The 15,442-nt window shown below is 72.1% G+C and carries 14 protein-coding genes; 4 read left to right on the top strand and 10 right to left on the bottom strand.

Annotation, left to right across the window (positions count from 1 at the left end):
• The first annotated feature begins 27 nt into the window (after window positions 1-27).
• Window positions 28-714 carry a hypothetical protein gene (locus tag DSY14_RS10980; protein WP_211716401.1) on the top strand — a complete coding sequence of 229 codons (687 nt, stop codon included), beginning with the start codon at window positions 28-30 and terminating at the stop codon, window positions 712-714.
• A gap of 493 nt (window positions 715-1,207) precedes the next feature.
• Window positions 1,208-3,124 (top strand): LCP family protein, encoded by a 1,917-nt coding sequence (locus DSY14_RS10975; RefSeq protein ID WP_211716397.1) that lies wholly within the window; start codon window positions 1,208-1,210, stop codon window positions 3,122-3,124.
• Between the two features lie 340 nt (window positions 3,125-3,464).
• Here DSY14_RS10975 and DSY14_RS10970 read toward each other — a convergent pair whose 3' ends face one another.
• Together DSY14_RS10970 and DSY14_RS10965 are read right to left on the bottom strand one after the other, a co-directional pair.
• Window positions 3,465-4,493: a hypothetical protein gene (locus DSY14_RS10970; protein ID WP_211716396.1), complete on the bottom strand. Its 1,029-nt coding sequence runs from the start codon at window positions 4,491-4,493 to the stop codon at window positions 3,465-3,467.
• 332 nt (window positions 4,494-4,825) lie between these two features.
• Window positions 4,826-5,641, bottom strand: coding sequence for a hypothetical protein (locus tag DSY14_RS10965; RefSeq protein ID WP_211716395.1), 816 nt, complete (start codon window positions 5,639-5,641; stop codon window positions 4,826-4,828).
• 315 nt (window positions 5,642-5,956) lie between these two features.
• Between DSY14_RS10965 and DSY14_RS10960 the strand changes: the two genes are divergently transcribed.
• Window positions 5,957-7,708, top strand: coding sequence for a GAF domain-containing sensor histidine kinase (locus DSY14_RS10960; protein ID WP_211716394.1), 1,752 nt, complete (start codon window positions 5,957-5,959; stop codon window positions 7,706-7,708).
• Window positions 7,709-7,874: 166 nt separating this feature from the next.
• Window positions 7,875-8,027, top strand: coding sequence for a hypothetical protein (locus DSY14_RS10955; protein ID WP_211716393.1), 153 nt, complete (start codon window positions 7,875-7,877; stop codon window positions 8,025-8,027).
• Between the two features lie 334 nt (window positions 8,028-8,361).
• On the opposite strand, the gene DSY14_RS10950 is transcribed toward DSY14_RS10955, so the two are convergent.
• From DSY14_RS10950 to DSY14_RS10915, 8 genes are all read right to left on the bottom strand, one after another.
• Window positions 8,362-9,276: a DMT family transporter gene (locus tag DSY14_RS10950; RefSeq protein ID WP_249187677.1), complete on the bottom strand. Its 915-nt coding sequence runs from the start codon at window positions 9,274-9,276 to the stop codon at window positions 8,362-8,364.
• 282 nt (window positions 9,277-9,558) lie between these two features.
• Window positions 9,559-10,032, bottom strand: a complete 474-nt coding sequence (locus tag DSY14_RS10945; protein WP_211716392.1) for a hypothetical protein — start codon at window positions 10,030-10,032, stop codon at window positions 9,559-9,561.
• A 98-nt stretch (window positions 10,033-10,130) separates the two neighbouring features.
• A complete protein-coding gene (locus DSY14_RS10940; RefSeq protein WP_211716391.1) occupies window positions 10,131-11,138 on the bottom strand; it encodes an ATP-binding cassette domain-containing protein in 1,008 nt (335 codons plus the stop codon).
• Between the two features lie 3 nt (window positions 11,139-11,141).
• A complete protein-coding gene (locus DSY14_RS10935; protein WP_211716390.1) occupies window positions 11,142-12,017 on the bottom strand; it encodes an ABC-2 family transporter protein in 876 nt (291 codons plus the stop codon).
• Window positions 12,010-12,816 carry an ABC-2 family transporter protein gene (locus DSY14_RS10930; RefSeq protein ID WP_211716389.1) on the bottom strand — a complete coding sequence of 269 codons (807 nt, stop codon included), beginning with the start codon at window positions 12,814-12,816 and terminating at the stop codon, window positions 12,010-12,012. Before DSY14_RS10930 ends, DSY14_RS10935 begins: the two co-directional genes overlap by 8 nt.
• Window positions 12,817-12,942: 126 nt before the next feature.
• The gene (locus DSY14_RS10925; protein ID WP_249187675.1) at window positions 12,943-13,446 is read right to left on the bottom strand and encodes a hypothetical protein; all 504 of its coding nucleotides are present in this window, start codon (window positions 13,444-13,446) and stop codon (window positions 12,943-12,945) included.
• 61 nt (window positions 13,447-13,507) lie between these two features.
• Entirely contained in the window at window positions 13,508-14,137 is a 630-nt protein-coding gene (locus DSY14_RS10920) for a DAK2 domain-containing protein (protein WP_211716388.1), read from the bottom strand.
• Window positions 14,138-14,151: 14 nt separating this feature from the next.
• Window positions 14,152-15,147, bottom strand: coding sequence for a dihydroxyacetone kinase subunit DhaK (locus DSY14_RS10915; RefSeq protein ID WP_211716387.1), 996 nt, complete (start codon window positions 15,145-15,147; stop codon window positions 14,152-14,154).
• Window positions 15,148-15,442 lie beyond the last annotated feature (295 nt).

Raw genomic sequence — 15,442 nt, 5'->3', positions numbered from 1 at the left:
GTGCGGCCCCGCCCGGAAAGGCCTCCCGTGGACATCCTCGAGAACCCCGTCCTCCTCGTCCTGTTGGGCGCCGGCATCAGCCTGGTGACCAGCGTCGTCGTCACCGCGCTGCACGCACGGCAGATCCGCCGCGCCGAGCTCCGGACCGGCACGCGCACCTCCGCGCGCAACCTCACCAGCGCGTTCATCGCCGAGCGCGACGGCGACGGCGACAAGACGGAGTTCCTGCGCGAGGCCGAGCTCACCGTCATGTCGATGACCGACCGCAAGACCCGCGAGCGGCTCGGTGAGGTGGTCCGTCTGCTGCGCGAACACGAACTGCCCGAGGTCGAGCAGCTCAGCGGGGTCGGTTCCGCCACCGCCAAACGCGTCCTGTGCGACCACGCCCTGGACGTCCTCGGCGCTCACCTGCGTTCGGACCGGTTGCCCGAGGTCCCCGACACCATGCGCAAGATGCTGAGCGTCGAGGAGGAGGCCCTGAGCATCCACTCCGGCGAGACGCCCAAGGTCGCGGCGCCGATCGAGAAGAGCGCGGTCACCCCCCGACCGCGGCACACCGGAGGCGGTGCCAAGACCACCCCGGCCCGCAAGACCACCAAGACGACCAAGACCGCCAAGCCGGCCGGTAAGAGCGGTGCCCGCACCTCCACGTCGACGGCCGACACGGCCGCCACGGGCGAGAAGGAGAAGGAGAGCGCGTTCTGGGACGACTGATCCGGGCCGTCGAACGGCGCACCCGGACCGGCGACCGCTCTCGGGACCACGCCGGATCCGTGCGCGCGGAGGGATCGGACCGCTCGGAACCGACACCCCCACGGCGGGTCAGAAGTGATTCTTGCGGGCACACGTGAGAAAGTCGGGCACCGGAATCTCCGTGAACGTCAACCCGGCGAAGGAATTGTGCGGCGCAATTGTGGTCAGGAACCGCGCGCATGGACAACCCGAGCGCGCACTCGGCGAGAACTTCACCTAGGATCACTGCGAAGCGCGGGTTCTGGTGTCTTCGTCGTTTCCTGCACATCGGTGTCTCCGCACCCTCCCCGGATGACGCACCTCCCCTCGATGACTTTTCGGCCCGAGTTCCGGACAGCCCGCGCACGTCCTCCGCGCGACCTCCGCCCTCACTCGGACACGGACGCGTGACCCTCCCGGGTCGGTGTCCGACCGTTGGCACGTCCAGCCGTCCGAACTCACCGAGATTGTCACGATGACCGCTGACGAGAACTCCGCCGACTCCGGCCCGGACCACACACCAGACGAGACCCCGGGGAAGCACCCCGCACCCGAGGGCGAGGGGAACGATTCTCGGCCCGAAGGCGGGGGCGACGATCCCACACCCGAGGCCGAGGAGGGCTCCGAGGAGCGACCGGGCCCCGGTGAGACCGGGACCGGGTCCGACGAGCCGGACTCCGATCCCGAGCCCACCGACGAGGACGCCCCGGAGACGGTCGTCATCGACGTCGACGCACCCGTCGCGACCACGGAGCGGTCCGAGGAGACCTCGGACGGGCAGGACTCGGACGGCCGCGCCTCGGACGACAGGGCGGAGACCGCCCGGGACGACGCCGAGACGGCGGAGCGGACCGGCGACACGGACGACGCAGACTCCCCGGCCGCCGCCGTGGCGAGCACCTCCGACGACGCGGACGACGCGGACGCACCCGAGGCGAGCGCCACCGACGGCCCGAACACCACCGACGACACGGCGGGTGAGGACACCGCGGCCGTGACCGCCGGCACCGTCGCCGGCGAGGCGAGCGCCTCCGGCGACGCGGACGGCACCGGCGACGCCGCGGACGGGGACACCACCGCCACCGAGGCCGTCGCGGGCACCGCCTCCGCCGCCTCCCCGGCGCACGGGGACACCCCCGGGGACGGTTCCGAGGAGAAGTCCGACGGAACCGACACCGCCTCGGCGGCCGGCGGGAAGGGCCGGAAGGGGCGCCGGCGCAGGCTCCGACGCGTCGTCCTGTGGACCGCCGCCTCCCTGGCCGTCCTCATGTGTCTGGGCGCCGCCACCGCCTACGGCTACTACCACTCGCTGCGGTCGGGCATGATGCAGCACGACATCGGTTCGGTGCTCAGCGAGGAGGACCGCCCCGACAAGATCAGCGACGCGGTCAACATCCTCTTCATCGGCTCCGACGGGTACGAGGAGGACAGCCCCGCCTACTCCCAGGAGTTCGAGGGCGAGCGCTCCGACTCCCTGATGCTCGCCCACATCTCTCCCGACCAGCGCGTCTCGGTGATCAGCTTCCCGCGCGACTCCTTGGTCCAGCTCCCGGAGTGCGACGCCTACGCCCAGACCGAGGGCACCTACGGCTACTTCGGCATGATCAACGCGGCGTTGTACCACGGTGGTCCGCCCTGCGTCCTGCGGACCATCGAATCGCTCACCGACATCCGGGTCGACCACTTCGTCCACCTGAGCTTCGCGAGCTTCCGCGACGTCGTGGACGCCATGGGCGGCGTCGACATGTGCATCCCCGAACCTCTGGAGGACAAGAGGGCCAAGCTCGACCTCGACGCCGGGGATCAGACCCTCGACGGCGAGCAGGCCCTGTCCTTCGTCCGGGCGCGCTACGACATCGGTGACGGCGGCGACATCGGCCGGATCGACCGGCAGCAGATGTTCCTGGCCGCGCTCGCCGACCAGGTGACCAGCAGCGACGTGCTGACCAGCCCCAACAAGCTGAACGGCATCCTCCAGGCGGTGGCCCAGCACAGCGCCACCGACCGCGAGCTGTCCCTGGACCGCATGTTGTCCATCGCGGTCACCATGGCCGACGTCGACCTGTCCGACATCGCGTTCCACACCGTGCCCTGGTACCAGGCGCCGTACGACCCGAACCGGGTCATGTGGCACGAGGAGGACGCCGCCGAGTTGTTCCAGGCCGTGCGCGAGGACCGGCCGCTGCCGGAACTGTTCGCCGCCGACGACTCCCCGTTCCCGCAGGAACCGCCGACGGCCTCGCCGACCCCGGCCGACCCATCGGCCTTGGAGAACGGCGACGAGGAGGACCTGGAGGGGTCCCCGTCGGCCCGTCCCGGAGAGGGCCGCGACGCCACGTCCAACCCCTGCCAGGACGGTCTCGGCTTCGGCACCGGCGAGGACGACTGGTAGACCTTGGCGTCGTCCACACGGAAGGGCCCCGTCGCGGAAGCGACGGGGCCCTTCTCTTGGCTCGGAACGTCCTCCGGGGACTGCGCGTCGTGCGTGCGGTCCTCGTGGTGGTGGGCTCCGCCCGGCCCGAGGCGGGCGGGTCGGGCGAGGTCGGTGTGGCCCCGGTTCCCTGGTGACCCGGGGCCACACCGTGCGCCTCAGGCGGCCGGGACTCGACTCGCACCGCCGGCGGGCGCCGGGGAACCCCCACAGTTCGACCCGGCGCCCCGATCGGGGGAAGTGATCACGCTCACCGTCGGAGGCGGTGCGCCCACTGCGATCAGTGGGCGCACGTTCGGAATCAGATCAGGCCCAGGTCCAGGTCGGAGCCGTCACCGACGGGCAGCTCGTCGCCGGCGAACTCGGGCTCGCCCAGCTCGGGCAGGCCCTGGACGTCGATCAGGTCGCCACCGGCGGTCTGCGGCAGCAGGTCACCGACCAGGTCCGTGGCGGCGGTCTGCGGCAGGGTGTCCTCGCCGACGCCGGAGCCGTCGAGCGGGAGGGGCAGGTCGAGGGACTCGACCGTGTCGGTCGCCTCGCCCACGGGCCCCGCGTCCACCGACTCGACCGCGGGCACCAGGTCCGCGGGGCCGCTCATCGCCAGGGTCTCCTGGACGTCCGCGGGCAGCAGGGTGGTGACCCCGCCGGTCAGGTCCGCGTTCTCGCCCGCGTCGAGACCGACGGGGTCGCTCATCGGCACGGTCTCGCCGACCCGGTCCAGACGCACCTCGTCGAGGGTGACCAGGTGCGGGGAGGTCTCCTGGATCCCCGACTCGACGCGGCCACCCAGTTCACCGACGGTGTCGTCGACGACGGAGGCGTGCGACTCCAGCGGCAGGGGCGACTCGGGGTGTCCGAGCGGGAGGGTCTGTCCACCGTCCAGGGACAGGGCGTCCAGCAGACCGGCGCCGCCCAGCAGACCGGAGACCGGGTCGACACCGCCGCCGCTGAGCGGCAGGGTCTCGGAGGCGCCGCCCAGGTCGAGGGGGCCGACCTCGGCGGAGTTGTCGTCGCCGGTCTCGATGGGGGCCTGGGCGGAGACGCCGTCACCGATGACGTGTCCGACGGTGTCGGCGGGACCGGACTGGTGCTGGACCTCGGGCTGCGCGGAGATCTGGCCGGGCTCGACCTTGACCAGGTCACCGACGGGGGTGGCGACGCCCTCGGTCAGGGAGGCGGGAACCTGCTGGTCCAGGTCGCCCAGGGGGAGGCCGTCCGTGACACCGCCGAGCGTGTCGGCCCCGGCGATCCCGGCGCCGAGAGCGACGAATCCGGCGGTGCCGGCGGCCACCAGCATGGCGCGGGCGGAGGTGCGGGCGGAGTGGAACATGAGTGTCCTTCCAGAGTGATCGTCGTGTCGGTCCTGCGTGCGGTGAGGCGGATCGTGCCCCATCGCGGTGGTCCGTCTCCCTGGCCAGGGGGTCGGGACGAGGTGGGCTCTTCCGGTGTGTGAACCGTGTCGCCCCTGGGGGGAGCGAGGGCGGATCGGGCCGGACTCAGTCGGTCGGTCTGGCGGACCACCGGCTGACGTGAACCTCGCGGACGAGGTGCGGGGCTCACGTCAACCCCCAGACGAGAGTCTGGGAAGGGCGTGCCAGGGGGCCGGTCGCGCGCGGCGGGACGCTCAGGGCGTGGCGGCGCGGCTGCCGGGTGGAGGGACCGTCAGTCCGGGGAGAAGGTGGGCTCGTCCGTGGACTCGGCGGGCACCGAGCGCAGGACGTGCCGCGCGGCCTCGACGAGGCCGGGGGCGGGCGCCGGAGCGGCGGCCGCGGTGAGGTAGCCGGCGACGGCGGGCGCCGTCGCGGTCCCGCCGGTGGCTGGGGCCGTGGCGGGTGTGGCGCCACCGGAGACGGATCCGTCCCGGCCGTCCGACCCGAGGACCCGACGGTCGTCGTCGGTCTCGGTCGCGTCGGACCCCTGATCCGGGGTGGAGACGGCCCTCTCGTGGAGGGGGCCGTGCTCCGGGGACACCGAGGGCGTCTCGACCTCGAAGACCTCGGGGCTCTCCGCCTCGTCGGTGGAGACGCCCTTCTCGTCGGCGGCCTCGGCGTCCTCGGACGCGGGGTCGACGACCTGGTCGGTGACCGGGGCGAGGGACGCGGAGATCCCCTCCGGGTCGGGCAGCGGAGCGCTCTCCACGGCTTCGCGGACGTGCCGGACCGGATCGTCGGTCTCGGCCTCGACCGTCCGCGCGGCCTGCGAGGCCCCGTCGACCGCCCGGGTCGCCTGCTCCCCCACCGTGGCGACGGTGCCACCGACCGCACCGAGGACCTCGCTGTCGCCGGCCACGGCGCCCGTCCGGGGCAGCGCGGATGCGGTGAGGGCGAGGTCGTCGGCCTGCGCGGGGGCGGAGGACAGCCAAACGGTGAAGAGGATCCCGGTGACCAGACCGGCGAGCAGCAGGGCCCTCCGGAGCGGTTCCGGGCACACGGCGGGACGGACGCCGGTGGCGCCGACCGTACCGTGGTATCCAGACACCGAGGATTCCTTCCGCCGTACCGTGGGTCCTCTCCGGGGCTGAGCCCGGGTCCCGACGGCTTGTGGGGGTTCGTGGGAATGGCACCGGAAACACGAGGTTCCCAGTGCTCGACGCCAGCTCAGAGAGGCCTTGATGCGCCGACTGACCGCGACGTTAGCATGAATTACCGACCCGCCGGCCGCGATTCCGAAGGAATTGATCGACCCCTCCGACCAGCCTCCGACCAGCCAGATGTGGCAAAACGGGAAAAAACCAACGACAATTCGACCATTAGCCCTCAACCCCTCAACGGCTCTGCGGAGGTTGAACCACACATGACCGAGATCCCCCAGAGCCACCGGTTGTCCCCGAAGCCCCTGGACGCCCTCCTCGCGGAGATGCACTCGGGTGCGGGAACGGGACTCACCGCCCAGGGACGAGTGCACTCCCTGCTGCAGGCGGTACTGACCATCGGTGGAGACCTGGACCTGGCCACGGTGCTGCGCAGGCTGACCGAGGCCGCCGCGCACCTGGCGGGCGCCAGGTACGCCGGGCTCGGCGTGATCGGCGAGGACGGAAGCTTCACCGAGTTCATCCCCGTCGGTATGGGACCGGAGCAGGCCGAACGGATCGGCCGCTTCCCCCACGGCAAGGGTGTGCTGAGCGCACCCCTGTACGACCGCGCCGCACTGCGCCTGTCCGACCTGCGCGACCACCCGGAGTTCGGCGGGTTCCCCGAGGGGCACCCGGGGATGTCCAGCTTCCTCGGAGTACCGATCCAGGTACGCGACGAGGTGTTCGGCAACCTCTACTTGACGGAGAAGGAGAACGGCGGGGAGTTCGACGAGGAGGACGAGGCGATGGTCACCGCGTTGGCGACCGCCGCCGGTGTCGCCATCGAGAACGCCCGTCTGTACGAGGAGACCCGGCTGCGCGAGCGATGGCTGGGGGCCTCCACCGAGATCACCACCCGGCTGCTGTCGGGGGCCGACACCAACGAGGTGCTGGCCTACATGGCGGGTCAGGCCCGCGAGATCGGTGGGGCCGACACGGCGGTCGTGATGCTGCCGGACCCGCACGCGCGCGGACACCTGTTCGCGGAGATCGTGGACGGGCCGATCGCCCAGGAGATCCTGGGGACACCGGTGGCGATCCCCGATTCCGCGTGCGGATGGGTGTACGAGTCCGGGGAGGCCATCGCCATCCCCGACCTGCACCAGGCCAACTGTCCGATGTTGACGCACCGCGGCTACGGGCCCGGGTTACTCGTGCCACTGGGCACCCCGGGCAACACCCGTGGGGTGTTGCTGCTGGGCAAACTCTCCGAGCGGGCCCCGTTCGACGCGCACATCCGCCGGATGCTGCACTCCTTCTCCGTGCAGGCGGGGGTGGCCCTGGAGTTGGCCGACGCCCGGCGTGACACCGAGCGGATCGTGGTCCTGGAGGAGCGCGACCGGATCGCCAAGGACCTGCACGACGTGGTCATCCAGCGGCTGTTCGCCTCGGCGATGACCCTCATGAGCACGGTGCGGCTGATCACCTCGTCGGAGGCGGAGGAGCGGGTCCAGCGCACCATCGACGAACTGGACGGCACCATCCGCGAGATCCGTTCGACCATCTTCGACCTGCAGAACCCGCCGAGCCGGCAGGACACGTCGCTGCGCGGACGGATCCTGAGGCTGGCGGAGAACACCGCGCACAGCCTGGGCTGCCACCCGGGGGTGAGCCTGGACGGACCGATCGACGCGTCGGTCCCGGACGAGGTGGGCGAACAACTCCTCGCGGTGCTCGGCGAGGGGCTCACCAACGTGGCCCGGCACGCGCGTGCCTCGGAGGTGCACGTCTCGGTGGTCGTCGAGGAGCGGTCCGTGACCGGTCGGCCGACCTCGCTGGTGCTGACCGTCACGGACAACGGGATCGGCCTGCCGGAGGAGGGGCGGCGCAGCGGTCTGCGCAACCTGGACCAGCGGGCCCGGACCCTGGGCGGTGGGTTCGAGGCCAAGCGCGGCGATGTGTCCGGAACCGTGCTGACCTGGAGGGTCCCCGTCCCGGATCCGCTGCCGGAACCGAGGATCGATCTGTACTGACGTACCGGTTCCGGTCCTGGTGGGCGGTTCGTCCACCGGCCGGAGATCGGGGCTCGACCGACGCTCGCGGGTGGTGGCGAGTCGAAGGTGAGGGGGTGGCCGGGCGCACGTCCCGGCCTCCTCCCCTCCTCTCCTCGGTCCCCGGAGGTCACCCGAGCCCGTGCCCGTGCCCTCTCCGCGCCGTCGCCCGGTCGTCCTCGCCGCCCCTCTGTCGTTCCTTCGCGTGCTGGTGTCGTTCCTGCTCCAGGTGACGGTGGCCGCCGCGCCCCGCGGCCGGTCCCTCCGGGGCCCGGACGGAATCACCGGAGCGGCCGCGTGAGGCCGCGAAGCGTTCGTTTCGTCACCCGCTTCCGCGAGCCCCCATCCCCGTGACGGGCGACGCAACGGCACCTACGCAAACGCCGTGACGGATCACGGGTGTGACGAAACAACGCAACGAAAACGTGATCGAACGGGCCGGGACGGAGCCGGCCGGGGGTCGAGGTCGACAGCCGGCACGACTCTGCGCGGGGCGGGCGGAACGCGGCCATAGCGGCCCTGAACAGCGGAAATATCGCCCCGGGGTCGGTGATTCCGAGCGGGCCCGACACCGCCGCACCTCACGGGCCACCGAGAGGCGTCCGCAGCACGGCGGCGGCCCCGAGGAACACGGCTCAGGGGCGGGGACCCGACTCCGGGATGCTCGCCACGGGACGCGACCCACCGTCCGAGCGCACGGTGAGCAGTCGGATGCCGTACCCGGCGAGCACGGCGCAGGCCACGGCGGTCAGCGCGCCCGGCACTCCGCCCGCGTACGTCTCCCCCATGAACGCGACGCCGACGATCGCCGCCGCCACCGGGTTGGCCAGGGTCGTGATGCCCAACGGCGCCCCCAGGTCCATCCCCTGATAGGCGGCCTGGGCGAGGAACAGACCGAACACCGCGATCACCGGGGTGGCCAGGGACCCGGGATGGACCAACGCGGCGGCCCCCAGGTCGTCGAAGGCCCACACGGCCGTCTTCACCGTCGCCGAGGAGACACCGAACGCCACACCGGCGGCCGCCGCCAACAGGTAACTGCGCCAGGCCACGGAGGGGACCCGGCCCGCGGCCCACGCGACGGCGGCGAGCAGGACGACCGTGCCCGCGCCGACGAGCACCGCGTCCGACTCCGACAGGACCCCGCCGCCGTTCCCGGTGACCGTGAGCGCCAGGAGGACGCCCAGCGCCACCATCGTGAAGGCGGCCCCACGCCACTCCGCCGGGCTCACGCGTCGCCGCTCCAACCGGGCCGACCAGGGGATGCCGAAGACCAGCACGAGGACGCCCAGGGGCTGCACCACGGTGAGCGGGGCAAGACCGACGGCCGCCACCTGGAAACCGGCGCGGCCACCGTTGAACACCAGGGAGATCCACCAGAGCGGGTGGCGTAGCAGTCGGCCGATCTGCCTCCCACCGGTGAGCGGTTCGGACAGCCGGACGGCGAGCCTGCGTTGGGCCACGGCGGCGACCGTGTACGCGACGCAGGAGAGCACACCGAACGTGACCCCGAGCCACATGCCATGGGAGAGCAGCATCATGAACACCATCCTCCCGGCTCCGGACCGCTCCGGACAACCTGGACGCCTGCGCTCACCGGTCGTCGGCTCGCGGCCTCACCGCGGCGGAGGCGGTCGCGTGGCCGCGCCGGGCGGATGGCCGCCGTCGCACGGCCCGCGCGGTCGACCGCCCCGCGGCCGCCGGAACACCGACCTCCGGCCGAACACTCCGGATCCCGGGTCACGACGGAGCCGTCGACCGGGGCACGGTGCGTGGTCGAGGGGGTGCGGGGTCCGCCCTCCGCGCCTCCCCGGTGGGAGGCCAGGAAGGACTCAGGCCAGGGCCGTGCGCGGCGAACCGTGGTGGGGTGTGCGGGCGAAGTACCGGCCCGCGGCGGGGAGGAAGGCCATCACGGTCGCCACCACCACGGCCGTCACGTACACGAGGGTGTGCGCGATCCGGAGGGCGAGGGCGACACCGTGTCCCTCGTAGCCCAGGCCGACGAACACCCCCAGGCCGGAGAGCACGCCCAGCCCCGAGGACAGCAGCACGCCGGCCAGCCCCACACCGGTCAGGAGTGTCACCAGTGTGACCCGGGCCCAGCGGTGGCCCCGGGCGAACCAGACCACGACCAAGGCGGAGAAGCCGTACAGCAGCGCACGCGCCACCAGGGCGAGCCAGGGCACGGCGGCACCCTCCGCCAGGCCGGGCGCGACCGCGAGCGAGGTCTCCGTGATGCCGGCCGCGACCGCCAGCGCCCACAGCAACGTGGCCCAGCGCACCGGATTCGGCAGGGTTCTGTCCATGGAAGCGAGTCTGCCGGGCGGGGTTCCCGGATTCCATGGTGGTGATACCACCACCCCGCGTGGTGCGCGCTCCCCCGCGGGCGCGGGCGGCACGGACGTCAGCCGTGTTCTTCCGCCTCCACCGGAACGCCGCCACGATAGAGGGACGACACCACCGTCTCGATGTCGGGCTCGCGCAGCGTCAGGTCGGCCACCTCGTGCTCCGCGGCGACCGCGGCGATCACCCGGGCCGGGTTGTCCGCCAGCTCCAGCCACTGGCGGGGCCCCTCCACCCCGACGGTGCGGGCCCCGGGCACCTCGATCGCCGGTGCCGGAACGGCCAGGTCCACCACCAGCACACGCGGAACCGGGACGGTGGCCCGCAGTTCGGGGAGGTCGCCCTCGAAGGCCAACCGGCCGTGGTCGATCACCATCACCCGGTCGCACAGGCGCTCGACGTCCCCCAGGTCGTGGGTGGTGATGAGGATGGTGGTGCCGCGTTCGGCGTTGATCCGCAGGAGGAACGCGCGGATGGTCGACTTGCTCACCACGTCCAGGCCGATGGTGGGTTCGTCCAGGACCAACAGGCGCGGCGCGTGCAACAGGGCCGCGGTGAGGTCGCCCCGCATGTGCTGGCCCAGACTGAGCTGACGGACCGGGGTGCCCAGGAAGGGCCCGAGTTCGAGGAGTTCGGTGAGCTCGGCCAGGCGCTCGGCGTGCTCACGGGCGGGCACCCGGTACAGGTGCCGGGTGAGGGCCAGGCTGTCGCGCAACGGCAGGTCCCACCACAGGGTGGTGCGCTGACCGAACACGACCCCGATCTCCCGGGCCAGACGCGTGCGCCGGCGGGCCGGGTCCATCCCCGCCACACGCACGGTTCCGGAGGTGGGTGTGAGGATGCCGGTGAGCATCTTCATCGTGCTCGACTTCCCGGCGCCGTTCGGGCCGAGGTAGCCGACGATCTCCCCGGGCCGGATCGTGAAGGAGACGTCGCGGACCGCGCGGACCGTGCGCCGGGTCCGACGCGGGAACGGCCCCTCGGAGAGGACGAAGTCGCGCCCCAGGCCCACGGCCTCGATGATCGGTGCGGCCGGGAGGTCCGGGTGGGTGGTCGCGTGCGAGGTCATCGGTCAACTCCCGGTGGATCGGTAGTGGCGCAGCCCGAACCGCCAGACGAGGACGGCGCAGACGCAGAGGAGGAGGGCGACGACCGGCCCCATGTGGCGCAGGTACTCCGGCATGCCGAGGGGGTCGGGGCGGTCGAGGAGGAGCAGGACCGGCTGCCAGCTGACGAAGGCCAGCGGCACCACGTAGGTGACCGACCGGACGATGTCCCGGCCGTAGATCGCGAGGGGGTACTCGGTGAGGGCCTGCCCGCCGTAGGTGAGCGCGTTGGCGGCCTCGCGGGCGCCCGCGACGAAGAACTGGAGGCAGCCGGTGATCACCCAGATCGCGACGCAGATCAGGGTGCCCGAGACCATCGTCACGACGAGCAGGGCCACCGTGGCCGGTGACGGGTCCAGGTCGACGTTGGCCAGTGCGACCCCGAGGATCACCAGGGCGGGGACGACCTTGCCGAGCCGCCGGGGGGAGAACTCGTCGGCGGCGACCTGGACCAGTGGGGAGACCGGCCGGATCAGCATGGCGTCGAGGGTGCCGGAACGGATGTGGCCGCCCAGGCGCTCCACCGAACCCGCGCACATGTCCGCGATCCCGAAGGCGCTCGACGCCAGGGCGAACACCAACAGTCCCTCGTACACCGTGAACCCGGCCAGGGTGTCCGCGTGACCGAAGACGATCACCACGGCCCCGACCTGCGTGAGGACTCCGACGGTCACGGCCAGGGACATGAGGACGAGCGAGAGCGGATACTGGGCCGCGGCCCGCACCCACAGCCAGGCCAGGCGTCGGTAGTCGCCGAACGGGCGCAGGACCGTGGTGGCCGCGCGCCGCAGCGGACCGTCGTCGCGCTCCCCGACCGCCGGGACGAGGCGCGTGTCAGCCACCCTGGATCACCACCCGGCGTGTGGCCACGGAGGTGAGCCAGGCGCCCAGTCCGAGCAACAGCGCCGCCCACAGTGCCTGAAGGGCCAGTCCGCCCAGGACCCCGCCGCCGGTCGGGGACTCCTTACCGAGGAGGATCTCGGCGGGGATCTGCACCATCGACGCCCACGGCAGCAGCCGCAGGACGTCCCCGACCGCGGGCGGGAACAGGGGCAACGGCAGGATCATCCCGGCGAGGACGGGTCCGAGCAGCCCGGAGACCGCCCACACGCCCCGGCTGTCCAGCATCCAGAACCCGCAGAGCGCGTACAGGTAGCGCAGGGCGAAGCCGACCAGGCTGGCCAGGACCACCGAGGTGAGGAACAGGGACGCCGCCACGAACCCGCTCGGGACCACCGCGCCGAACAGCACCACACCGACCAGGAACGTCGGCACGCCCCGGAACAGGAAGCCGAAGGTGGCCCGCCCCAGGTCCTCGGCCAGACACCAGTTCTGGAGGGACACCGGACGGAGCAGGTCGATGGCGACCTCTCCGGTGCGCACGCGGTCGGCGAGATCGAGTGAGGGGGCGGCGCTGATGACCATGGTGACCGTGATGAGCATCTGCCCGACGAACACCTGGGTGACGGCGTCCGTGGCGTCGTACCCGTTGATCTCGGGCCGCGCGGAGAACACGGCGAGCAGCACCATCGCGTTGATGGCACCGAAGACCGAGTTGGTGACGAGCCCGGCGACCAGGGCCGCGCGATAGGTCGAATGGCGGCGCAGCCCTCGGGCGTACACCGCGAAGTGAACACGCACAGGTGCGGCTCCCCTTGGCGGGTAGAGAACGTGCATTCGGCACGTCCCTGGGCCAGGGGGCCAGGTCCGGGTCGCCGCGAGGAAGCGACGGTAGCACAGCGGTTCCCCACCGAGGGAGGCCTCGGATCAGCCGCGGCCGGCGAAAGGCGTCTCCCGCGCCATCACCATCAGGGTGGGGACGCCGACCTCCAGCGGCAACGCCACGATGTGGGCGATCAGCTCGGCGACGTGCGCGGCGTCGATGGTGGGTGCGGGGCGCACCGCACCGTCGGCCTGCCGCGCGTTGGCGCCGAACCCGGAGGTCATGGCGGTGGCGGCGTTGCCGATGTCGATCCGGGTGCCGGCGATGCCGTGCCCGCGCAGGTCGAGGGAGGCGGTGAGTCCGCTGACGGCGTGCTCGCTCACCGTGCAGGCCACGCTCGACGGTCCCGGCACGTGCGCCGGGACCGACCCGTTGTCGATGATCCGGCCGCCGTGGGGCTCCTGGTCACGCATGAGCACGGCGGCCGGCCAGGACCACGGGGTGACCGGCGTCGAGCGGCCGGCGGGCGGTGATCCGACCGATCCCGGCCCGGCTCCGGTGATGACGACGACCTTGTGGTCACCCGCGATGGTCCCGGCCTCGTTCACGTTCACCCCTCGGTCACGGTGCACCGATGGGGAGGTTGCCGACTCTGGGCCGGAGGTCGGTTCAGACCCCCTCGGCGGACGCGAAGAACCACGCCACGGCCACCGCACCCGGGTCGAGCACGTCCTGGGCCCGCTCCCCCAGGTAGCTGGCGCGTCCTCGGCGGGCGATCATGCCACCGGTGGAGTCCGCTCCGGCGCGCGCCGCGCGGGCCGCCTCCGACACCGCCTCCGACCAGGTGTCCGCGGAACTGCCGGTGAGCGCCTCGCTGGCCGGGGCCATCGCGTCCACCATGGTCTTGTGCCCTACCTCGGCCTTGCCGAGCCGCTGCACGGCGCCAGTGGCGGTGCCGAAGGCCGCCCCCAGGTCCGAGACGCCCCACGAGGCGGAGGGCCCCGCACCGAGACGGCCGAACCACAACCCGAACAGAGGTCCGCTGGTCCCGCCGGAGGCGAGGAAGGCGTCGGACACGGTCTGGAACACCTCGGCCGGGTGCTCCCCCTCAATGCCCACCAACCCCTCGCGGCCCCGCTTGAGCGCGGAGGAGATGTTCCATCCGAAGTCGCCGTCGCCGGCCTCGCGGTCCAGTTCGGTGAGTTCGTCGGCGCCCGCGACCACCCGGTCGGCGAACGTCAGGAGCCATCCCTTGGCCGCCGCTCCGCTCAGAGCGGCGCCGTTCCCGTCGATCGTCATGTCCACCACGTCCCTCACCATGCCAGCGCCGGGGTCCGCACCGGCGCGTCCCAGAACTTCACCAGGTCGTCGGTCATCGCGATGAGCGTGATCGACAGCCCCTTCATGTCCAACGAGGTCACGTAGGGGCCCACCAGGGAGCGGACGACGCCGATCCCCGCTCCGTCCAGCACCCGCCGCGTCTCGCGGGCCGCCACCCCGAGTTCGAGCCCGTGGGTGGCGCCGAGACCGTTGACGATCGTCAGCACGGTGTCGCCGCGCCGCAGCCCCAGCGTGTCCATCAACGGCGCCACCAGGCTGTCCACGAGTGCGGCGGCATCGGTCGTCGACCGGGTCTCGATGCCGCGTTCGCCGTGGATCCCCACGCCGAACTCCATCTCACCGGGCTCCAGGTCGAAGGAGCGCAGACCGGTCATCGGGTTGGTGCACGCCTCGAACGAGACCCCGAGCGTCGCCGATCGGGCCACGACGTCCCGGCCCAGATCGCGCACCTCGTCGAGGGGCGCGCCCGCCTCGGCCGCGGCTCCACAGATCTTCTCCACCGCGACCACCGCGGCGGTACCGCGCCGCCCCGGCCCTCCCTCGTCCTCCTTCTGCGTGGCCAGGTCGTCATCGACCAGCACCTGCTCCACACGGTGCGTGTCGGAGAGCAGTTCGGCGGCGATGGAGAAGTTGAGGACGTCACCCGTGTAGTTCTTGACCACCATCAAGGCGCCCTCACCGGTGTCGACGGCCTGGATGGCCGCGCGCACCTGCAGGGCGGTGGGGCTCGCGAAGACGTCACCGGGAACGGCGGCGTCGAGCATGCCCGTGCCCACGAACCCCGTGTGCAGGGGTTCGTGCCCGGAGCCGCCACCCGATAACAGGGCGACCTTGCCCCGGGCGGGTGTCTGCCGAGTGACGAAGAGGGGATCGGTGTGGACGTCGACCAGGCCACCATGGGCTTCGACGAGCCCTTCCAGTGCCTGCTCGACGAGTGTCTCGCGCTCGTTCATGAAGAACCGGCTCATGACGCCTCCCGGATCGTCGAGGATTCTGAGCGGGCCACCGCGCGGTGTTCAGGGCACCATGTCCCGTCCCCAGGACGTACCCGCTTTCGACTCAAGCCCCACGCCTTGACTCCTCTCCCTTCTTTCTCTTGCGCAACGGCCGACGCACCGACCCGACCGGAGCCGATCGGAGCCGGTCATGGCCGACCGGCCGATCGACCGCGGCCCCGATCCGGCCGGTCGGCCGATGCGGCCTCCCCGCGCCACGGCGGAGACTGGGGTCGGCCGGCGCACGCCCGGCGAGAACCCGGTCGAG

Source organism: Nocardiopsis sp. MG754419, from assembly GCF_018207095.1.
Taxonomy (GTDB): Bacteria; Actinomycetota; Actinomycetes; order Streptosporangiales; family Streptosporangiaceae; genus Nocardiopsis.
Note: the sequence above shows the minus strand (reverse complement) of the source record. Positions and strands in the feature narration are given on the sequence as shown.

What these genes read in the sequence shown, in the direction of transcription:
- DSY14_RS10975 (WP_211716397.1), top strand. Translation starts at nt 1,208, where the DNA reads ATGACCGCTGACGAGAACTCCGCCGACTCCGGCCCGGACCACACACCA.
- DSY14_RS10970 (WP_211716396.1), bottom strand. Translation starts at nt 4,493, where the DNA reads ATGTTCCACTCCGCCCGCACCTCCGCCCGCGCCATGCTGGTGGCCGCC.
- DSY14_RS10960 (WP_211716394.1), top strand. Translation starts at nt 5,957, where the DNA reads ATGACCGAGATCCCCCAGAGCCACCGGTTGTCCCCGAAGCCCCTGGAC.
- DSY14_RS10950 (WP_249187677.1), bottom strand. Translation starts at nt 9,276, where the DNA reads ATGGTGTTCATGATGCTGCTCTCCCATGGCATGTGGCTCGGGGTCACG.
- DSY14_RS10945 (WP_211716392.1), bottom strand. Translation starts at nt 10,032, where the DNA reads ATGGACAGAACCCTGCCGAATCCGGTGCGCTGGGCCACGTTGCTGTGG.
- DSY14_RS10940 (WP_211716391.1), bottom strand. Translation starts at nt 11,138, where the DNA reads ATGACCTCGCACGCGACCACCCACCCGGACCTCCCGGCCGCACCGATC.
- DSY14_RS10920 (WP_211716388.1), bottom strand. Translation starts at nt 14,137, where the DNA reads ATGACGATCGACGGGAACGGCGCCGCTCTGAGCGGAGCGGCGGCCAAG.
- DSY14_RS10915 (WP_211716387.1), bottom strand. Translation starts at nt 15,147, where the DNA reads ATGAGCCGGTTCTTCATGAACGAGCGCGAGACACTCGTCGAGCAGGCA.